The following is an 18940-nucleotide window of genomic DNA, read 5'->3' as shown; positions in this document are numbered from 1 at the left end:
TCATCCATAGGGAATCCCCCTCTAAATTCCGATTCAGTAGTGTGGTATTTCCTCAAATGAAAGTGTTGAAAGGCCAGGATATCCTGGCGTTGGGCTTTATGACTTTTGCCCTGTTCGTGGGCGCCGGCAACATCATCTTCCCGCCTATCGTTGGTTTGCAGTCCGGGCCGCATGTCTGGATGGCGGCGCTGGGTTTCCTGATCACCGCAGTCGGTCTGCCGGTGGTTACGGTCATCGCCCTGGCCAAGGTCGGCGGTGGCATGGACGCGTTGAGCAGCCCTATCGGCAAGGTCGCCGGTGGCATCCTGGCTGCCGCGTGCTACCTGGCAGTCGGGCCATTGTTCGCCACCCCGCGTACCGCGACGGTGTCGTTTGAAGTCGGCCTGGCGCCATTGACCGGCGAAAGCCCGCTGGCACTGTTCCTCTACAGCTCGGTGTACTTCCTGCTGGTGTTCTTCATCTCCCTGTACCCAGGGCGCCTGTTGGATACCGTCGGCCGTTTTCTCGCGCCGCTGAAAATCATTGCGCTGGCGGTCCTGGGTATCGCGGCCTTTGCTCTGCCTGCGGGTGATATCGGCGTTGCTACGCCTGAGTACGTCGCCGCACCGTTCTCCCAGGGCTTTATCAATGGTTACCTGACCATGGATACCCTGGGCGCGCTGGTGTTTGGCATCGTGATCGTCAACGCTATCCGCTCCCGTGGTGTCGAGTCGCCGCAGTTGATCACCCGCTACGCGATCATTGCCGGGCTGATTGCCGGCCTGGGTCTGGCGCTGGTGTACATCAGCCTGTTTCGCCTCGGTTCGGGCAGCCATGAAGTGGCCGCCGGCGCAGCCAACGGCGCAGCCGTGTTGCACGCCTATGTTCAACACACCTTTGGCTCCCTGGGCAGCGGTTTCCTCGCGGTGCTTATCTCCCTGGCGTGCCTGGTCACCGCCGTGGGCCTGACCTGTGCCTGCGCCGAGTACTTCAGCCGGGTATTGCCACTGTCCTACAAGACTTTGGTGGTGATCCTTGCTGCGTTTTCGCTGCTGGTGTCTAACCTGGGCCTGACCAAGCTGATCGCGTTCTCGATCCCGGTACTGACCGCCATCTACCCGCCGTGCATCGTGCTGGTGGCGCTGAGCTTCTGCAAAGACTTCTGGCATGAGCATGGCCGCATCCTGGGTCCGGTGATGTTGGTGTCGTTTATCTTTGGCACCATCGACGCCCTTAAGGGTGCGGGGCTGGCGGGTTGGATGCCTGCGCAAATGGCTAACCTGCCATTGAGCGAGCAAGGCCTGGCCTGGCTGGTGCCTTGTGTGATTACCCTGGTGGCTGCATTCGGGGTTGACCGTATGCTCGGCAAGCGCAGCGAAGCCATCGCCTAAAGCGCTCGTCACAAGCTGACATCGAAATGCCCCGTATCAAACGATCCGGGGCATTTTTTATGGGCGGTGGGCAGTGTCTTTTTTTGTGGGCTAACGTCGAAAGGGTGATGAATTTTCCAGATCAGGAGCACGGTCAGTGTGGGGGCTGGCCTGCTCCCATACTGACCGAGTTAGCCAGCCCTATTGTTTAGAGGACCCGCATGTCATTTGTCGAAGCCAACCTGATTCACTTGCTTGCTGCACTGTGGTTCGTCATCTGCTGGGGCGGCTACACCCGCTACGCCAGCTGGAAAGCCCGGGACACGGCCTGCCTGGCCAGTGTGCTGCACCTGTATCGCGAAGACTGGATGCGCCGCATGCTCCTGCGCGACAACCGCATCGCCGATGCCAGCGTGATCGGCAACCTGGAACGCAACGCCTCGTTTTTCGCCTCCAGCACCCTGATCATCCTCGCCGGTATCCTTACCGTGCTGGGGGCTTCGGAGCGCGCGGTCTCGCTGCTGGCGGACATTCCCATGGTGCAGCAGGCGTCCCAGGGGATGTCGGAGATCAAGCTGCTGTGCCTGGCCCTGGTGTTTGTCTATGCGTTCTTTACTTTTAGTTGGTGCATGCGCCAGTACAACTTCGCGGCGATCCTGATTGGCTCGGCGCCGATGGTCGGTGAACGCCACGTCTCCGAGCAGGAGCGCAAGGCGTTTGCCTCACGGGCTGCGCGGGTGATTTCGATGGCCGCCAACCAGTTCAACTTCGGCCTGCGTTCCTATTACTTCGGCATGACCATGCTTGCCTGGTTTGTCAGCCCCTGGCTGTTCATGCTGATGAGCAGCGGGGTGGTGCTGGTGTTGTATCGCCGGGAATTTCATTCCGACGTTCTGGAGGTCATGGTCTATACCCCTACAGAGGCACCGATGCCTGAAGCGACCAAGGAGGCAACATCGTGAGTATTCCGTTCTGGTGTGTATTTATCAGTGCACTGCTGATTTTCGTGGCGCGCATGCCCGTGGGCAAGGCCATGAAAGAGCAGGGCGGGTATGACAACCACCTTCCCCGCAGCCAGCAAGCGCAATTGACCGGCTTCGGCGCACGGGCAGTGGCCGCTCATCAAAACAGTTTTGAAGCGTTTATCTTGTTTGCAGTGGGTGTATTGATGGCCCATACCACTCAGACCCAGGGCTACCTGATTGATTGGCTGGCGATCATCTTTGTGATTGCGCGGGTAGTCTATCTTGCGTGCTACTGGGCCGACTTGGCATGGCAACGCAGCCTGGTGTGGGTGGTGGGGTTACTGTGTTCACTGTTGTTGATGCTTAGTCCGACATTTCGCACTTTGCTGATTTGATAAAAGCTCCGCACAAAGTAAAGCCCGCTATTAAGCGGGCTTTCTTTTGCAACGTGGTATTTAAACCACGGTATCAGGAACCGGTTGCAGGTGTAGCTGGAGCAGCTTCTTTAGCGGCGGCGGCGTCAGATTCAGCTTGGGCTTTGGCGGCTTCGGCGTTTTCTTTTGCAGCGTCGTTCACTTTATCCTGAGCTTCGCTCATTTTTTCTTGAGCTTGTTCAGCATGCTGGTTGGCATCCTGAGCTTTGTCCTCGGATTTTTTATCGCAGGCAGCGAGGCCAAGGGCGGCAGCCAACATCAAGGAAACAGCGAAAGTCTTGCGCATGGGGTGTTTCTCCTTATTGAAGATATCTACTGGCCTTTCGAGCATGGGGTGCACGCATTAGTTCCTTTAATCCCACAGATATATAGGCTGTTTCGCTAAGGAACTTTCTTCCGGGGTATTTGTTTCGCCGGATCACTACTAATAAGAGTCTTTATCCAATGACCGATAGCCCCCTTTTAGAGCGTGCTGCACGTTTTGTTTCGGCCCTGCGTCACTGTCAGGTCCTGGGCATCCAAGTACATGATGCGAGCCCCCAGGGCATGACTTTGCTCTTGCCCTATAGCGCGCAGATTGTCGGTGACCCGCAAACCGGGATTATCCATGGCGGCGCCCTGACCTCCCTGATGGATACGGCCTGTGGCATGGCCACTCTGTGTGTGCTTCCGGAGTTTGAGGTCTGCCCGACCCTGGATCTGCGTATCGACTACATGCACCCGGCCGAGCCGCACAAGGCGGTGTTCGGCTTTGCCCAATGCTATCGGGTGACCACCGATGTGATTTTCACCCGTGGCTTCGCTTATCAGGATGACCCCCAGCAGCCGATTGCCCATGTGGTGGGCACGTTCATGCGCATGGGCAAACGCCTGAAGGGCACTAAAGGACTGGGCAGCAGCATCAAGGGAGAACAGGCATGACCCATCAATTCAAGACCCGCATGCAACAGGCCCATCACCGGGGCGACTATAAGGCGCTGCTCGAACTGATCCCCTACGCCAGGCTGATCGGTGTTGAATGCACGCGCCTGGGGGATGAGTTGCTGTTTCGCATGCCGGCCAACAAGGACAATATTGGTAACCCGATATTGCCGGCCATCCATGGCGGTGTGATCGCAGGCTTTATGGAGCTGTCGGCAGCCTTTCATCTATGGGTGGCCACGGGCACCCCAGGGGTTGAAAAAGGCTTGCCCAAGATCGTCGATTTTTCCCTGGATTACCTGCGGGCCGGGCAGTTTCGCGACACCTTTGCCACCTGCCAGGTGTGGCGCCAGGGACGGCGGGTGGCCAATGTGGCAATCACTGCCTGGCAAAGCACCCCGGCCGAACCTATCGCGACCGCTCGCGCGCATTTCAAGATTCAGGAGCAGGCCCGCCCTTGAAATCCTGGTCTTAGCCCCCAACTTTGATGACAACCCGCCGCTAACCCTTTCGGGTGCGGCCACTGCCATCCAATTGGAGTTTGATGACCATGAGTGTGGAAACTCAAAAGGAAACCCTGGGCTTCCAGACCGAGGTGAAGCAGCTGCTGCACCTCATGATCCATTCGCTGTATTCCAACAAGGAAATCTTCCTTCGCGAATTGATCTCGAACGCCTCTGACGCTGTCGACAAATTACGTTTCGAAGCCCTGTCCAAGCCTGAGTTGCTGGAAGGTGGCGCGGAACTGAAAATCCGTGTGAGCTTCGACAAGGACGCCAAGACCGTCACCCTCGAAGACAACGGCATCGGCATGAGCCGTGAAGATGCGATTACCCATTTGGGCACTATCGCCAAATCCGGCACCGCCGATTTCATGAAGAACCTGTCGGGCGACCAGAAGAAAGATTCGCACCTGATCGGCCAGTTCGGCGTGGGCTTCTACTCGGCCTTTATCGTCGCCGACAAAGTTGAAGTGTTCAGCCGCCGCGCCGGCCTCGACGCCAGCGAAGGCGTGCACTGGGCCTCCAAGGGCGAGGGCGAATTCGAAATCGCCACCGTCGACAAGGCCGACCGCGGTACCCGCATCGTGCTGCACCTCAAGTCCGGTGAAGATGAATTCGCCGATGGCTGGCGCCTGCGCAATATCATCAAGAAGTACTCCGACCATATCGCGCTGCCGATCGAACTGCCGAAAGAACAAGCGGCGGCCGAAGGCGAGGAGGCTCCAGCCCAGGAATGGGAAGTGGTCAACCGCGCCAGCGCCCTGTGGACCCGTCCGCGTACCGAGGTCAAGGACGAGGAATACCAGGAGTTCTACAAGCACATCGCCCACGACTACGAGAACCCACTGAGCTGGAGCCACAACAAGGTCGAAGGCAAGCTGGAATACAGCTCGCTGCTCTACGTCCCGGCCCGTGCTCCGTTCGACCTGTACCAGCGTGAAGCGCCCAAAGGCCTGAAGCTCTACGTGCAGCGCGTGTTCGTGATGGATCAGGCGGAATCCTTCCTGCCGCTGTACCTGCGCTTTATCAAGGGCGTGGTCGACTCCAACGACCTGTCGCTGAACGTGTCGCGGGAAATCCTGCAGAAAGACCCGATCATCGACTCCATGAAGTCGGCGCTGACCAAGCGTGTACTCGACATGCTGGAAAAACTGGCGAAGAACGAGCCTGAGCAGTACAAGGGCTTCTGGAAAAACTTCGGCCAGGTCATGAAAGAAGGCCCGGCTGAAGATTTCGCCAACAAGGAAAAAATCGCCGGCCTGCTGCGTTTTGCCTCGACTCAAGGCGAAGACGGCGAGCAGGTGGTGTCTCTGGCCGAGTACCTGGCTCGCGCCAAGGAAGGTCAGGACAAGATTTATTACCTGACCGGCGAAACCTACGCCCAGGTCAAGAACAGCCCGCATCTGGAAGTCTTCCGCAAGAAAGGCATCGAAGTGCTGCTGCTCACCGACCGTATCGACGAGTGGCTGATGAGCTACCTCAGCGACTTCGACGGCAAGAGCTTTGTCGACGTGGCCCGTGGTGACCTGGACCTGGGTAACCTGGATTCGGAAGAGGACAAAAAAGCCGCTGAAGAAGTGGCCAAGTCCAAAGAAGGCCTGGTTGAACGCATCAAGACCGCCCTGGGCGATGCTGTCAGCGAAGTGCGGGTTTCCCACCGTCTGACCGACTCCCCGGCGATCCTGGCCATTGGCGAGCAGGACCTGGGCATGCAAATGCGCCAGATCCTGGAAGCCAGCGGGCAGAAGGTGCCGGACTCCAAGCCGATCTTCGAATTCAACCCGGCTCACCCGCTGATCGAGAAACTCGACGGCGAGCAGAGTGAAGAGCGCTTTGGCGACCTGTCGCACATCCTCTTCGACCAGGCGGCCCTGGCCGCAGGGGACAGCTTGAAAGACCCGGCCGCCTACGTGCGCCGACTGAACAAGCTGTTGGTTGAACTGTCGGTTTAACAACGCTGCAAGAAAACCCCGCTTCGGCGGGGTTTTTCGTTTTCATGGATATCAACCGGAGAAAATGATGAGCCAAGTCACCGTGCGTTCCGTGGTCTATCAGATTGATGGCCAGTCTTATGAAAGCCGCCTGGCCTTCGATGCCAGCCACCAGGGCCCGCTGCCGGGCCTGTTGATGGCGCCGAACTGGATGGGGGTCAGCGCAGGCGCCGAAGAGATCGCCAAGGCCGTGGCCGGCAAGGGCTATGTGGTGTTGATCGCCGATCTATACGGGCAACAGGTGCGCCCGTCGAACGGTGATGAAGCCGGCGCGGCAATGATGCCGTTGAAGAATGACCGTGGGCTGCTCAACAAGCGCATGCAGGCGGCCCTTGAACAACTGCAAGGCCAGGCCGAAGCGGCTGTCGATACCTCGAAGCTGGCGACCTTTGGCTTCTGCTTTGGCGGTTGCTGCTCTCTGGAGCTGGCGCGTACCGGCGCGCCGCTGAAGGCGGCGGTGTCGTTCCATGGCACCCTCGACACGCCCAACCCGGCAGACGCGAAGAACATCAAGGGTTCGGTGCTGGTGCTGCATGGCGCTTCTGACCCGTTGGTGCCCAAAGAGCAGTTGCCTGCCTTTGAAGACGAGATGAACGCGGCCGGGGTGGATTGGCAATTGCTGAGCTACGGTGGCGCGGTGCATTCGTTCACTGACCCGCAGGCGAATGTGCCGGGCAAGATGATGTACGACGCCAAGACCGCTGGGCGAGCGTTCCAGGCGATGCATAATTTGTTGGATGAAGTGTTCAAGGGCTGAATATTTAGCGCCTGAGTTGGCCCCATCGCGGGCAAGCCCGCTCCCACATGTTGGAGGGCATTCCAAGTGTGAGGGCGGGCTTGCCCGCGATAGCTATCTCAGAGGCAGCTCAATTCTCCCTGCCTCGCCCGGCACTGTCGGCCAATCCCCGGCCGCCCAGCGCTGGCGAGCCTGTTCGATCAATGCCGGGTCACTGGCGACAAAATTCCAGTTGATCCGCCGTGGCCCATCCAGTGGCGCACCGCCGAAGACCACCAGATGGCAGTCGGTCTCGGCAAACAGCGCCATGCTCTGGCCCGCCGGCAGCACCACCAGGCTATGGGGTTCCACGGGTTCGCCCTCGAGCTGCGCATCACCTTCCAGCACATACACTGCCCGCTCCACATGCTCATCCGGAATCAGCAGGGTGGTGGCGGTTTGCATGTGGACTTCGGCATACAGCGTCGGTGACAGCACTGGCACCGGTGATTCCAGGCAAAAGCCACTGCCGGCGATCATGCGGATCACCACCCCGAGGTTGTCACTGACCGGCAAACTGGCGGCAGGGTGATGGCTGTAATGCCCCGGCCCTTGCTCGTGTGCCTTGGGCGAGGCCAGCCACACCTGCAGGCCATGTAGATCGAACCCCTTGGCCTTGAGCGCGTCGGGCGTGCGTTCGACGTGGGCAATGGCGCTGCCGGCGGTCATCCAGCTGACGTCACCGGCCTGTACCACTTGATCGGAGCCGAGGCTGTCCTTGTGCAGGAGTTCGCCTTCAAACAGGTAGGTGAGGGTGGACAAGCCAATATGCGGATGCTGGCGGATATTCATGCCGTTGCCAGGGGCATAGCGGGTCTGGAGCATATGGTCGAAAAACACGAAGGGCCCGACGCTACGGCATTCCCGCGAGGGCAGCGGGCGCAGGATGGGCTGGCCTTCGACATCTTCGGCGCGCGGGCGGATCACAGTCACGGTGGTCATGGAGCATCCCTGTCTGAGCGGGTTTGTAGGGCTTGAGCATAACCCGCCAGGCAGGGAATCGGTGTTACTGGCTGAACGCACCTTCGGCGAGTTTGGTCTCGATGCTGATCTCGGCGGTGGTCATCAGTTTATGCACCGGGCATTTGTCGGCCACGCGATGCAGCTCGGTGCGTTGCTCATCGGTGAGCACACCCTTGAGGGTCAGCTTGACGTTGAGCTTGTACTTGCCCTTTTGCTCCTCGGTGCTGTCGTGGGTGACTTCCACGGTCACGCCGGTCAGGGGGATGTCCTTTTTCTGCGCATACAGTTTGACGGTCAGGGCCTTGCATGAGGCCAGCGCGGCGTCGAAGTAATCGTGGGGCGAGGGCGCCGAGTCATCGCCACCCAGGCTCTTGGGCAGGTCGGTAAACAGCTCATGGTTATTGATGTTGACGCTATGGCGAAAGTTCTCGGTGTTCAGCGTATTAACGATAACAGGCATGGTAAACCTCACAGGGTGGCAGGATGAAGATCATGCAGTTATAGAGCATGCTGGCACCTGAGTGTTCCGTGTTTTTATCAGCTGAACCCCGGCAGGCCGCCGCTGGTCTACCTGACTAATCCCTTATTGAGGTTGTATCGTGCCCTGGACCCGCCTGAGTCTTGCCCTGTTGCTCGCCGCCAGCAGCCTTACCGTACAAGCCCGCGACTATGCCTACAGCGACGCGCACCTGCATTACGTCGACTTCTTCCAGGAGACGGCCGGCATGGACAAGCTGCTCAAGGCCATGGCCGATAATCGCATCGAGCATGTGATGATTTCCGGCGTCCCGGTTGCGAAGAAGTGGCACGAAGACGAACCCAAGCGCCCACGCTATTACGCTGGAGATGACGCGGATGCCTACTGGTACAGCGCCACCGATGTAATCGTCGCCGCAGCCGTCAGCAAGCTGGCCCCCGAACAGCGCCAGCATTTCCACCCGTTCCTCAGCGGCTTCAACCCCAACGACAAGAACTCCGAGGCCCATATCCAGCGCATGCTCGACCTGTATCCGGGCCTGTGGCAGGGCATTGGCGAAGTCTTCACCCGCCACGATGACCTGACTGCGCTGACCTCCGGTGACACACCGCGGGCCAATAACGAGGCCATGACGCGGATCTATCACCTGGCCGCCGAGAATGACCTGCCGGTGCTGGTGCACTCCAACATCACCTCCAAGCGCGAGCGCAACCCCTTGTACCTGGCGGAGATCGAAGGGCCACTGCGTAATCATCCGCATACCCGGTTTATCTGGGCCCATGCCGGTACCAGCATGGAGATCCACCGGCACCAGACGCAGCTGGACTTCCTGTTGCCGACCTTGAGCCGCATGCTGGAGGCTTATCCCAACCTGTACATCGACCTGTCCTGGAGCGTGCTCACCCCGTATTTACTGGACGAGGCGGGAAAGCCCCGTCCGCAATGGCTGGCGCTGGTAGAGCGCTTCCCGGAGCGCTTTATGCTGGGGTCTGATGTAGTAGGGCGGTTCAACAAGTTGGGTAAGGAGATGCGCAGCTTCAATCCCTTCCTCGATGCCTTGCCTGAAGACGTTGCGCGAAAAGTCGCACGGGACAATTTCCTGGCGATTTTGCCCAAGGCGCGTTGATCGGGTTTGTCATCGTCCCGTCATACCGGTGTCATAAGCTCCCGCCATCTCACTCAAGGAGCCCACTATGCACCTCACCCGTTTAAGCGCCCTGGCGGCATTGATGATGATCAGCGGCCTGGCCAGTGCCGAAGTCCGTATCGAAGGCCCGGTGGAATTCGGCGTATTCGAAGGCCCGAAAGCCGAGCTGCAATCGGGCGAGCGCGTGTTGCGCCGTAGCAACGAGCAGATCCAGGCCACCACCGTAGTGCCGGCCAAGCTGGGGACCAAGTTTGGCCTGCGTTACCAGTTGCTCGGCAAGGTGGCCGAAGACACGCCGCTGACCTTGCTCTACTTCACCCCAGGCATTCGCACGGCTGATGGCCAGCGGCATGACAAGTTCGAAGTGACCCAGAAACTGGTGCCCGGTGCGCCTCAGGACGTGATGGCCTACGAGTTCACCGAAAGCCACGAAGTGGTGCCGGGCGAGTGGCGGTTCATGGTGTTCCAGGGTGATCGCCTGCTGACCCAGAAGAGCTTTACCGTGCGCTGAATCGCTACACTAATAGACTCAGTAGATAAAGGCGTTTTGATATCGCGTTTTCGTCTTACGCAAAAAGCCGAAGACGCCGATACCTTTCAAGAGCAACTCGCTGCAGGTGGATGCAGCGCTCTTGAAAGGAATCAGCGCAATGAGTATCAGAAGTCTCAATATCGCTCCGCGTGCAGGCTTGGGTTTTGGATTTTTGGCGTTGATGGTGTTTGTGCTGGGCGGGTTCGCCTTGCTGCAAATGGCCAATATGCGCGAGCAGTCCGACCAGGTGGAAACCAACTGGCTGCCCAGTGTGATGGCGGCCGGTGAAATGAGTCAGGATCTGCTGCGCATACGCGCTCTGACCCTGCGCCTGCTGGTCAATCGCGACCCTCAGGCGGTGGCGCAGAATGAGCAAAAAATCCTCGAAATCAAAAAGCAGTTGCACACCGCGCAGTTGCTGTATGAAGCGTTGATTGTGCTGCCCGAGGACCAGGTACTGTTCGACCGCTTCAAGGTTGAGCAGCAACAGTACCTGCAACGCCAGGAGCAGGTCATGGCGTTGTCCCGGCAGAACCAGTTGGAAGATGCGGTCAAGGTGGTCAATGGCGAGATGAATCATCTGGCCGATACCATGGCCGGTACCCTGGGCGAACTGGTCACTCTCAACAAGGTCAGCGCCAATCAGGCGGCGGCACTGGCCCAGCAAGTGTTCAGTCAATCCCGAATAGGGGTGATCGGCATGATTGCCCTGACTGCGCTGATTACCATCGGCCTGGCCGTGTTGTTGACCCGCAGTATCGTGTCGCCACTGGCGCAGTCGCTGAGGGTCGCCCAAGGGGTGGCCAGCGGCGACTTGACCGGCGAGATCACCGTCAGCGGCAAGGACGAGCCCGCGCGCCTGCAGCAGGCGCTCAAGAGCATGCAGGAAAACCTGCGCGAGACCATCCAGCGTATTTCCCAGTCCTCCAGCCAGCTGGCTTCCGCTTCCGAGGAGCTCAGTTCGGTCACCGAAGACGCCACCCGTGGCCTGCACCAGCAAAGCCAGGAAATCGAACAGGCCGCCACGGCGGTCAACCAGATGACGGCGGCGGTGGAGGAGGTGGCCAGTAACGCGGTAGCTACCTCACAGGCCTCGCGCGAATCCGATCGTATTGCCCAGCACGGGCGCGAACAGGTACACCAGACGGTGCTGTCGATTGAGTCCCTGGCCGACGACGTGACCGCCAATGCCACCCAGGTCGAGGACTTGGCGCAGAAGGTGTACGGCATCAGCAAGGTATTGGATGTGATCCGCTCCATTGCCGAGCAGACCAATCTGCTGGCGTTGAATGCGGCGATCGAGGCAGCGCGGGCCGGCGAGGCCGGGCGTGGTTTTGCGGTGGTCGCCGATGAAGTGCGGGCCTTGGCCCATCGCACCCAGCAATCGACCCAGGAAATCGAACAGATGATCGGCGGGATTCAGCAGGGCACCGATCAGGCGGTCAGTTCCATGCAGCAAAGTAATGGCCGGGCGCGTGCGACCCTGGAGATTGCCAAGTCTGCGGGCACGGCGTTGGAGGAGATTGCCTCGGCGTTTACCCTGATCAACGAGCGCAACCTGGTGATTGCCAGCGCCTCGGAGCAGCAGGCAGCGGTGGCGCGGGAGGTGGATCGCAACCTGATGAATATCCGCGACCTGTCGATGCAGACGTCGGCAGGGGCGAATCAAACCAGTGCGGCGAGCCAGGAGTTATCGCGCTTGGCGGTGGATCTGAACACCATGGTGGCGCGGTTTTCGGTGTAGGGCTGAAGATCGCCATCGCAGGCAAGCCCATACCCGACCGAGTTGGAATGCGATCAATGTGGGAGCTGGCTTGCCTGCGATGAAAGCGACGCGGTCTAAAGTTAACCCCACCCCATAAAAAACGCCCCGAACCAGTCGGGGCGTTTTCATAAGCACAACCTGCGGGGTATTACTTACCCTGCCAGCGCTTGAGCACCAGGGTGGCATTGGTGCCACCGAAGCCGAAGCTGTTGCTCATGACCGTGTTGATGGTGGCATCTTCACGGGTCTTGGTCAGGATCGGCATATCGGCAACGGCTGGGTCCAGCTCGTCGATGTTGGCGGAGCCGGCCATGAAGTTGCCTTCCATCATCAGCAGGCAGTAGATCGCTTCGTGAACGCCTGCGGCGCCCAGGGAGTGACCCGACAGGCTCTTGGTGGAGCTGATGGCCGGAGCCTTGTCGCCGAATACCGCACGCACGCCTTCCATTTCCTTGGCATCGCCCACCGGAGTGGAGGTGCCATGGGTGTTCAGGTAGTCGATTGGGGTATCAACGGTGGCCATGGCCATCTGCATGCAGCGGATGGCACCTTCGCCGCTTGGCGCGACCATGTCATAGCCGTCGGAAGTCGCGCCGTAGCCGACGATTTCCGCGTAGATCTTCGCGCCACGGGCCAGAGCGTGTTCCAGCTCCTCGACCACCACCATGCCGCCACCGCCGGCGATGACGAAACCGTCGCGCTTGGCGTCGTAGGCACGGGAGGCTTTTTCCGGGGTTTCGTTGTACTGGGTGGACAGTGCACCCATGGCGTCGAACAGGAACGATTGGCTCCAGTGCTCTTCTTCACCGCCACCAGCGAACACGATGTCCTGCTTGCCCAACTGGATCTGCTCGACCGCAGTACCAATGCAGTGAGCACTGGTGGCGCAGGCGGAGGAGATCGAGTAGTTCACGCCCTTGATCTGGAAGGGCGTGGCCAGGCACGCGGAAACGGTGCTGCCCATGGTCCGCGTGACGCGGTACGGGCCAACGCGCTTGACGCCTTTCTCGCGCAGGATGTCCAGCGCTTCCATCTGGTTCAAGGTCGACGCGCCGCCGGAGCCGGCGATCAGGCCGGTGCGGACGTTGGACACCTGGTCGTCGCTCAGGCCAGAGTCGGCAATCGCGTCTTTCATGGCCAGGTAGGCATAAGCTGCGGCATGGCCAACGAAGCGATAGATCTTGCGATCAATCAGTTCTTCGAGGGGAAGGTCGATGGAGCCGGAAACCTGGCTACGCAGACCCATTTCGGCATATTCCGGGTTGAAGCGGATGCCAGGGCGACTTGCACGCAGGTTAGCGGAGACGGTCTCTTTGTCATTGCCCAGGCACGAAACGATGCCCAGACCAGTGATAACGACGCGGCGCATGCGGATAACCCTTAAAAGTTGTCAGTGGAAGTGAACACGCCGACGCGAAGGCCTTCGGCGGTATAGATCTCGCGACCGTCGACGCTCACCGAACCATCGGCGATGGCCAGGTTCAGCTTGCCCTTGAGGACGCGCTTGATTTGAATGTTATAGGTGACTTTCTTGGCGGTCGGCAGGACCTGGCCAAAGAACTTCACTTCGCCCGAACCCAGGGCACGACCGCGGCCTGGCAGGCCTTGCCAGCCGAGGAAAAAGCCGACCAGCTGCCACATGGCATCAAGGCCCAGGCAGCCCGGCATCACCGGGTCACCTTCGAAATGGCAGGCGAAGAACCACAGGTCCGGGGTGATATCCAGCTCGGCGACCAATTCACCTTTGCCGTACTTGCCACCCTCTTCGCTGATAAGGGTGATGCGATCCACCATCAGCATGTTGGGGGCGGGCAGTTGCGCGTTACCTGGGCCGAACAGCTCACCGCGACTGCAGCGCAGCAGGTCTTCCCGGGTAAAGGCGTTTTGTTTGGTCATGCGAGCTCCTCAATAATCCCATGCGGCAGGGCCGGGTAAATCTTCCCGACCGACTGAAGCGTGCTTGCCTCACGTCGGCAGCCTACAGGTAGACTATTGCGTTGTAGTGAAAGTCACAGCATCAAGGACATGAATGTACACTTGTGCACTGAAATTTTAAACCGGACTCATTTATAGGCCCGCTCGGGTGCCTAAGACTGCCGCACTTTCGTCTTTCACGCCAGTCGCAGTTGGCTGATGCTGCCCATCTAATGCACCCAGCGCTGTAGGATTTGCTGCAAATCCGTGCGTTTGAACGGCTTGGCCAGGTAATCGTTCATTCCGGCGGCCAGGCAGGCTTCGCGATCACCCTGTAACGCATTGGCCGTCAGGGCAATGATCGGCAGGTCGGCGCAGCCGGGCAATTGGCGGATCTGGCGGGTGGCGTCATAACCGTCGATCACCGGCAGCCGGCAATCCATCAGGATCGCGGTGAAGATCAGGCTTTCGGCACTGCGGATCGCTTCGGCGCCGTCGGTGGCGACGCTCACCTCAAACCCCAGGCTACGCAGCATGGCTTGCACCACGGTGCGGTTGACCGGGTTGTCCTCCACCAGCAACACATGGCGGCCTTCACCGGCGCCGGCTTTGTGCTGCGCGTCCGGAGCAATCTGCGGCAGGCTCTGCTGGCAGATCGCCAGGGGAATTTCCAGGGTAAACACCGATCCCAGGCCTTCCTCGCTCTGGGCGCGCAAGGTGCCACCCATGCGCTCGGCCAGGGTCCGGGCAATCGGCAGGCCCAGGCCGGTGCCGCCGTAACGCCTGGAGATAGAGCTGTCCGCCTGTTGAAAGGCGTCGAACATCAGTTCCAGGCGCTCGGCCGAAATACCAATCCCGGTGTCGCGCACGGTGCAGGTGAACCACAGCAGTTCGTGGTCCAGGGTCTGCCAGTTCGGCTCGACGCTGACCGTGCCTTGTTCGGTGAATTTCAGCGCATTACCGATCAGGTTCACCAGGATCTGCCGGATCCGCGTCGGGTCGCCCTGCACGCGCAGCGCTTCCATGCCCGGCGGGATCGGCAACTCCAGGACCAGCCCGCGCTGTATGGCGCTGTGCTGGAAGGCCTGGGCGCAGCTGTTGATCAGGTCCACCAGGTTGAACGGAATATGCTCAAGCTCCAGGGCCGAACGTTCGATACGCGAGAAGTCGAGAATATCGTTGATGACTTTGAGCAAGTGTTCGGTGGACTCCGAGGCCAGCGCGGCGTACTCGGTCTGCTCGTCGGTCATGGCGGTGGTTTCGAGCAGTTGCAGCATGCCCAGTACGCCATTCATCGGCGTGCGCAGTTCATGGCTCATCATCGCCAGGAAGTCGGATTTGGCGCTGTTGGCGCGCTCGGCTTCCTCCCGCGTCTGAATCAACTGCGCCATGGCCTGCTGCTGTTCGCGACTGGCATGGTGCAGGCCTTCGGCAAGGTTGTTGATATGCCGTGACAGGTCGCCCAGCTCGGAGTCGTCGACAATCGGCAGCGGGGTCTTGTAATCACCCTGCTGGATTGCCTTGACCGCATGGCCCATGGCGCTGATCGGTTGCGACAGGCTGGAGGCCAGGCGCCGCGCCAGAAGGAAGGTGAACAGTAGGGCAAACAGCGCGAGGATCCCGGCCTTGAAGAGGATTTCCTGTTGGCGCTGGCTGAAGGCGTCATTGGACATGCCGACAATCACCCGCCCCAGATAGTCGGCCCGTGGCGCCTTGGGTTGCGCGGTGCTGTCCTGGAAAAAATCGTTGCCCAACTGGATATGCTGCAGGCGAATCGGCGCCTGGAAGACTTTCACCGACAGCGAACGGTCGTGCTTTTCCGACGGCTGCTCGACATACACCAGGATGTTTTCCGCGCTGTCCTGAATTTCCAGGAACCGCACATGGGGCGTGGCCAGCGTCGCCCGCAGCAGGCTGTCGAGCACGTCATTGTTGCCGGAGATCACCCCGTACTCGGTGGCCGGGGCCAACTGGTTGGCGATCAGTTGGCCGGTGTGGTCCAGTTCCTGGCGCAAGTCCTGGATCCGCACGAAGGTAAAGAAGCTGATCAGTAGCAGCGTCAGTAACAGGGCCGGGCCCAGGGTGATGATCTGGGTGCGGGTGTTGATATCCCAGCGGCGAACCAAGGTCATGGGTGTTTTTCCCCTTCGGCCAATCGGGTTGCGACGGTGGTCTCGTCCACCACTTCGATCCCCAGCGAGCGCGCCACTTGCGGGTTGCCCACGACTTTAAAGTGTTCCGGGTACAGCGAGCGCGGCCAGGCGGCCGGCGCGTGATCGAGCAGGCGGTCAAGCACATTTAACCAGTCGGCCTGATCGCTGTAGGTACTGGCCAGACTGCCCGCCCGCACGAAGCCGGCATTGGGACCGATCAGTGGCAGTTGCCTGGCGTAGCTGCTCAACAGCAGGTTTTTTACGGTTTTCGGGTTGTACAGTTGGGGATCATCCAGCCCCAGCAATACATCGCTGTTTTTAAACAGGCTGAGCAGCGGGCGGCTGTCATTAATGTTGTCCCAGTGCTGGGCGACGATTTCCAGGTCCAGGGCTGCGGCATGTTGGCGCAGTTCCGGCAGCAGGAATTCGCTGTCGCTACCGTACAGCACTCCAATGCGCCGGGCCTGGGGCAGGATATTGGCGATCAGGCGCAGCTGCCGGTCCAGGGGCGGATCGCTCCACAGCAGGCTGATCTTGCCGGGCACATGGCTGCCCAGGCGCTCGCGGGCTTGCAGGCGACTGATGCGCAGCACCAGGGTGGCCGGGCCCTGGGGGTCCTGCAGGCGCCAGTCGAGGCTCGGCAGATCCAGCAGGATCAGGCGGGTGCTGGTCGGTAATTGGCCGGGGGCGGGCATGTCTTGCAGGGCCTTGAAGGTGACGCTATCGGCAGGGCGCTGTTCGCGCAGGGCCTGGGTGAATGCCTGCACGCCGGGTCCATCCTCGGCGGCGGTCAGCAGGATTTCGGCGCTCCACGCGGGCAGGGCCAATGCCAGGCTGACGAGCAGCAGGCAGCGGCGCCAGAACCTGGCGCCGAAGAGGGCGGTCATCCTTGACTGGGCAGGGTTCATGTCAGAACTCTAGCTCCGCGCTGAAGTAGAGGACATGGCGCTGGTCGTAGTTATTGTCGACATGGGTAGTGGGCTGGCGGTCAAGGCGTTGTTGCAGCATGCCGGCCAGCTCCAGGTTGGCCTTGCCCAGGGCGATGCGTTTGGCGACCCGCATATCGACCCGTTCAAAGCGATATTGGTTGAGTGCGTCGTTGCCATAATAGAACAGCGCGCTGGACCAGCCTTGCCCCCACTCGCGCATCCAGCCGGCCGAGCCGCTGTTGCGCGCGGTCTGTTGCCGGTCCAGCGCGTTGCTGGCGTGGGCATCCACGTAAGCATAGGTCAGGCGCAGGCGGTCGGCGGCACTCAGGTGCCAGTCCAGCTGGGTTTCGGTGCCGGTAAACCGCGAGCTGTTACTGTTGCTGGCGATGTACTGGTTATTGCGCAGGGGCTCGCTGATCATGCCGGTGATTTCGTCATAGAACAGCTTGATGTCGAGGTTCAGCCCGAAATCCGCAAAAAAGCCGTTATAGCCCAGTTCCCGGGAGCGCATCAGTTCCTTGTCGAGGTTGCCCGGGCCCCGGGTCTTGACGAAATACTGGCCGGAGTTCTGCCCGTAGGTGGGGGAACTGAGGTTGGTGACCTTATAGCTCCAATTGACGTTGTTCTCGAACATGTCCGGCGAGCGGATGGCTTCGGAGTACACCGCCCGCAGCCCGTGGCGCGGGTTGATCAGGTAGTTGATTGCGACCCTGGGCGTCAGCGAGCTATCGCTCAGTTGGGTGTTTTCATACATCGCCCCGCCCTGCAACAGCCAGTGTTCGCTGGCGCGCCATTCGAGGTGGCCGAATAGGCGCCAGGTGGTGTCGTCCAGCCGGCCATTGAAGTAGGTGTCGGAATCGGCGCGGTCGTAGCGGTAATTCATGCCGCTGACCAGGCGCAGGCTGTCGGACAGGCTCAGGGTGTCCTGCACTTCCAGGTCGTAGCGGCTTTCCTTGGTGCTTTGGTCGATATTGCCGCAGACACTTTCCTTGCCGCCGTCATTCCACTGTTTCAGGACTTCTTCGGCCAATGCCTGCTCGGCAGGGGAGCCGGGTGGTGGGCTGCCGTTTTCAAAATCCTTTATGTGCCGCGCCAACTTTTCAGCGTAGTTGGGGTTCATTTGCCACAGTTGCGTCAACTGCGGGCTGAACGAGACCTTGGCATCACAGGCTTTCCAGATCTGCCGGCGATCCCATTGCTGCGCCGAGCCCTGGATATACATGCTGTGGTCGGGATTGAAATCGAAGTTCCAGCGCAGGGAGGCGGCGTAGTCCTTGGCGCTGACGTCGGAATCGGTACCGCCATCGGTAATCCCGGCAAATACCGGCTTGTAGGTGTATGGCCGCTGGTTGGTCCCTTCCTTGGCGTTGATCTGCCAGTCGATGCTTTGCTGCTGGTCGAGGGTCTGGCTGACCTTCAGGCTGAAGCGGCTCAGGCGCCGGCTGTCGCGGTAGTCGGCACCCACGCGGTCGCTGTCAAAGCCGTCATCCTGCTGCCCGGACAGCGACAGCCGCAGGTTGCCGGTGTCCCAGCCCAGGCCCTGGCTGGCATACCAATCGTTGATCCCGCGCTCGCCCCGGATCATTTTCATCCGAGTGCCCTGGCTGTTGGCCGGCGAGCGGGTGAGGATATTGACCACCGCCATCAGCGCATTGGCGCCGTAGCTGACGGTATTGGGCCCACGGAACACCTCGATCCGCTCGATATCCTCCATGGCCACCGGAATATCGCTCCAGTCCACCGTGGCCAGGCCGGCGCGGTACACCGAGCGGCCGTCGATCAGCACCTGCATGCGCCGCGCTTCGCTGGCGTTGGTGCCGTGATAGTTGACTGCAGCCTGGTTGCCCGAGGTGTAGCCCACCATCATCCCCGGCACCAGGCGCAGCAACTCGGCGATATCCCGCGCGCCGCTGGCCTTGATCAGTTCGCTGTCGATCACCGTCATGCTGCCAGGTACGGCAGCGGCCGACTGCTTGAGTCGGGTCGCCGTCAGGACCTGGGGCAGTGGCTGGTTGTCGAGGAACAGATCGTCGGCCAGCAACGGCGTGCTGACCAACAGCGCCAGAAACAGAGATGAACGAGGAGGAGGGCCCAAATACACGGCACGGCCTTGATAATTGC

18 protein-coding genes are annotated in these 18940 nt (G+C 60.3%); 10 read left to right on the top strand and 8 right to left on the bottom strand.

The genetic code is table 11. The features are described from left to right. The first annotated feature begins 56 nt into the window (after window positions 1–56). From brnQ to HBR93_RS20215, 3 genes are all read left to right on the top strand, one after another. Entirely contained in the window at window positions 57–1370 is a 1314-nt protein-coding gene (gene brnQ / locus HBR93_RS20225) for a branched-chain amino acid transport system II carrier protein (protein WP_057444573.1), read from the top strand. Window positions 1371–1570: 200 nt separating this feature from the next. Beyond that, the gene (locus HBR93_RS20220) at window positions 1571–2311 is read left to right on the top strand and encodes a DUF599 family protein (RefSeq protein WP_057958986.1); all 741 of its coding nucleotides are present in this window, start codon (window positions 1571–1573) and stop codon (window positions 2309–2311) included. Next, complete coding sequence (locus HBR93_RS20215) at window positions 2308–2709, top strand: MAPEG family protein (RefSeq protein ID WP_057438866.1); 402 nt, start codon at window positions 2308–2310, stop codon at window positions 2707–2709. The genes HBR93_RS20220 and HBR93_RS20215 overlap by 4 nt, the downstream gene beginning before the upstream one ends. 73 nt (window positions 2710–2782) lie before the next feature. On the opposite strand, the gene HBR93_RS20210 is transcribed toward HBR93_RS20215, so the two are convergent. Continuing rightward, on the bottom strand, window positions 2783–3034 hold the full coding sequence (locus HBR93_RS20210; protein WP_029292691.1) for a hypothetical protein: 252 nt from the start codon (window positions 3032–3034) through the stop codon (window positions 2783–2785). Window positions 3035–3192: 158 nt separating this feature from the next. Here HBR93_RS20210 and HBR93_RS20205 point away from each other — a divergent pair, with 158 nt between their 5' ends. The 4 genes from HBR93_RS20205 (at window position 3193) to HBR93_RS20190 (ending at window position 6920) form a co-directional block, all read left to right on the top strand. After that, window positions 3193–3669, top strand: coding sequence for a PaaI family thioesterase (locus HBR93_RS20205; RefSeq protein WP_057438867.1), 477 nt, complete (start codon window positions 3193–3195; stop codon window positions 3667–3669). Continuing rightward, window positions 3666–4130, top strand: a complete 465-nt coding sequence (locus HBR93_RS20200; RefSeq protein ID WP_057958987.1) for a PaaI family thioesterase — start codon at window positions 3666–3668, stop codon at window positions 4128–4130. Before HBR93_RS20205 ends, HBR93_RS20200 begins: the two co-directional genes overlap by 4 nt. 89 nt (window positions 4131–4219) lie before the next feature. Beyond that, the gene (gene htpG / locus HBR93_RS20195; protein WP_057438909.1) at window positions 4220–6124 is read left to right on the top strand and encodes a molecular chaperone HtpG; all 1905 of its coding nucleotides are present in this window, start codon (window positions 4220–4222) and stop codon (window positions 6122–6124) included. Window positions 6125–6191: 67 nt separating this feature from the next. Then, on the top strand, window positions 6192–6920 hold the full coding sequence (locus HBR93_RS20190) for a dienelactone hydrolase family protein (RefSeq protein WP_057958988.1): 729 nt from the start codon (window positions 6192–6194) through the stop codon (window positions 6918–6920). A gap of 93 nt (window positions 6921–7013) precedes the next feature. Here HBR93_RS20190 and HBR93_RS20185 read toward each other — a convergent pair whose 3' ends face one another. Both HBR93_RS20185 and HBR93_RS20180 read right to left on the bottom strand, forming a co-directional pair. Beyond that, window positions 7014–7880, bottom strand: coding sequence for a pirin family protein (locus HBR93_RS20185; RefSeq protein WP_169960935.1), 867 nt, complete (start codon window positions 7878–7880; stop codon window positions 7014–7016). Window positions 7881–7944: 64 nt separating this feature from the next. Continuing rightward, a complete protein-coding gene (locus HBR93_RS20180; protein WP_057438871.1) occupies window positions 7945–8361 on the bottom strand; it encodes an OsmC family protein in 417 nt (138 codons plus the stop codon). 139 nt (window positions 8362–8500) lie between these two features. On the opposite strand from HBR93_RS20180, the gene HBR93_RS20175 reads away from it, so the two are divergent. The 3 genes from HBR93_RS20175 to HBR93_RS20165 all read left to right on the top strand — a co-directional run bounded on the left by HBR93_RS20175 (window position 8501) and on the right by HBR93_RS20165 (window position 11802). Further along, on the top strand, window positions 8501–9505 hold the full coding sequence (locus tag HBR93_RS20175) for an amidohydrolase family protein (RefSeq protein WP_115127695.1): 1005 nt from the start codon (window positions 8501–8503) through the stop codon (window positions 9503–9505). 67 nt (window positions 9506–9572) lie between these two features. After that, on the top strand, window positions 9573–10037 hold the full coding sequence (locus HBR93_RS20170) for a DUF3859 domain-containing protein (protein ID WP_057438872.1): 465 nt from the start codon (window positions 9573–9575) through the stop codon (window positions 10035–10037). A gap of 139 nt (window positions 10038–10176) precedes the next feature. Then, window positions 10177–11802 (top strand): methyl-accepting chemotaxis protein, encoded by a 1626-nt coding sequence (locus HBR93_RS20165; protein WP_057438873.1) that lies wholly within the window; start codon window positions 10177–10179, stop codon window positions 11800–11802. Between the two features lie 169 nt (window positions 11803–11971). Here HBR93_RS20165 and fabB read toward each other — a convergent pair whose 3' ends face one another. The 5 genes from fabB to HBR93_RS20140 form a co-directional block, all read right to left on the bottom strand. Continuing rightward, a complete protein-coding gene (fabB, locus tag HBR93_RS20160; RefSeq protein ID WP_057438874.1) occupies window positions 11972–13192 on the bottom strand; it encodes a beta-ketoacyl-ACP synthase I in 1221 nt (406 codons plus the stop codon). A gap of 11 nt (window positions 13193–13203) precedes the next feature. Next, complete coding sequence (gene fabA, locus HBR93_RS20155) at window positions 13204–13719, bottom strand: 3-hydroxyacyl-[acyl-carrier-protein] dehydratase FabA (RefSeq protein WP_057958993.1); 516 nt, start codon at window positions 13717–13719, stop codon at window positions 13204–13206. A 248-nt stretch (window positions 13720–13967) separates the two neighbouring features. Beyond that, a complete protein-coding gene (locus HBR93_RS20150) occupies window positions 13968–15869 on the bottom strand; it encodes an ATP-binding protein (RefSeq protein WP_115127698.1) in 1902 nt (633 codons plus the stop codon). After that, complete coding sequence (locus HBR93_RS20145; protein ID WP_258558591.1) at window positions 15866–16798, bottom strand: ABC transporter substrate-binding protein; 933 nt, start codon at window positions 16796–16798, stop codon at window positions 15866–15868. Before HBR93_RS20145 ends, HBR93_RS20150 begins: the two co-directional genes overlap by 4 nt. 1 nt (window position 16799) lies before the next feature. Next, window positions 16800–18920: a TonB-dependent receptor gene (locus HBR93_RS20140; RefSeq protein ID WP_169960934.1), complete on the bottom strand. Its 2121-nt coding sequence runs from the start codon at window positions 18918–18920 to the stop codon at window positions 16800–16802. Window positions 18921–18940 lie beyond the last annotated feature (20 nt).

Origin of the sequence: Pseudomonas sp. WS 5411 (assembly GCF_012985595.1) — a bacterium.
Taxonomy (GTDB): domain Bacteria; phylum Pseudomonadota; class Gammaproteobacteria; order Pseudomonadales; family Pseudomonadaceae; genus Aquipseudomonas; species Aquipseudomonas shahriarae.
This window is presented reverse-complemented; position numbering and strand designations above follow the sequence as displayed.

What these genes read in the sequence shown, in the direction of transcription:
- HBR93_RS20145 (WP_258558591.1), bottom strand. Translation starts at nt 16,798, where the DNA reads ATGAACCCTGCCCAGTCAAGGATGACCGCCCTCTTCGGCGCCAGGTTC.
- HBR93_RS20170 (WP_057438872.1), top strand. Translation starts at nt 9,573, where the DNA reads ATGCACCTCACCCGTTTAAGCGCCCTGGCGGCATTGATGATGATCAGC.
- HBR93_RS20190 (WP_057958988.1), top strand. Translation starts at nt 6,192, where the DNA reads ATGAGCCAAGTCACCGTGCGTTCCGTGGTCTATCAGATTGATGGCCAG.
- htpG (WP_057438909.1), top strand. Translation starts at nt 4,220, where the DNA reads ATGAGTGTGGAAACTCAAAAGGAAACCCTGGGCTTCCAGACCGAGGTG.
- brnQ (WP_057444573.1), top strand. Translation starts at nt 57, where the DNA reads ATGAAAGTGTTGAAAGGCCAGGATATCCTGGCGTTGGGCTTTATGACT.
- HBR93_RS20185 (WP_169960935.1), bottom strand. Translation starts at nt 7,880, where the DNA reads ATGACCACCGTGACTGTGATCCGCCCGCGCGCCGAAGATGTCGAAGGC.
- HBR93_RS20165 (WP_057438873.1), top strand. Translation starts at nt 10,177, where the DNA reads ATGAGTATCAGAAGTCTCAATATCGCTCCGCGTGCAGGCTTGGGTTTT.
- HBR93_RS20200 (WP_057958987.1), top strand. Translation starts at nt 3,666, where the DNA reads ATGACCCATCAATTCAAGACCCGCATGCAACAGGCCCATCACCGGGGC.
- HBR93_RS20220 (WP_057958986.1), top strand. Translation starts at nt 1,571, where the DNA reads ATGTCATTTGTCGAAGCCAACCTGATTCACTTGCTTGCTGCACTGTGG.
- HBR93_RS20180 (WP_057438871.1), bottom strand. Translation starts at nt 8,361, where the DNA reads ATGCCTGTTATCGTTAATACGCTGAACACCGAGAACTTTCGCCATAGC.
- fabA (WP_057958993.1), bottom strand. Translation starts at nt 13,719, where the DNA reads ATGACCAAACAAAACGCCTTTACCCGGGAAGACCTGCTGCGCTGCAGT.
- HBR93_RS20210 (WP_029292691.1), bottom strand. Translation starts at nt 3,034, where the DNA reads ATGCGCAAGACTTTCGCTGTTTCCTTGATGTTGGCTGCCGCCCTTGGC.
- HBR93_RS20205 (WP_057438867.1), top strand. Translation starts at nt 3,193, where the DNA reads ATGACCGATAGCCCCCTTTTAGAGCGTGCTGCACGTTTTGTTTCGGCC.
- HBR93_RS20150 (WP_115127698.1), bottom strand. Translation starts at nt 15,869, where the DNA reads ATGACCTTGGTTCGCCGCTGGGATATCAACACCCGCACCCAGATCATC.
- fabB (WP_057438874.1), bottom strand. Translation starts at nt 13,192, where the DNA reads ATGCGCCGCGTCGTTATCACTGGTCTGGGCATCGTTTCGTGCCTGGGC.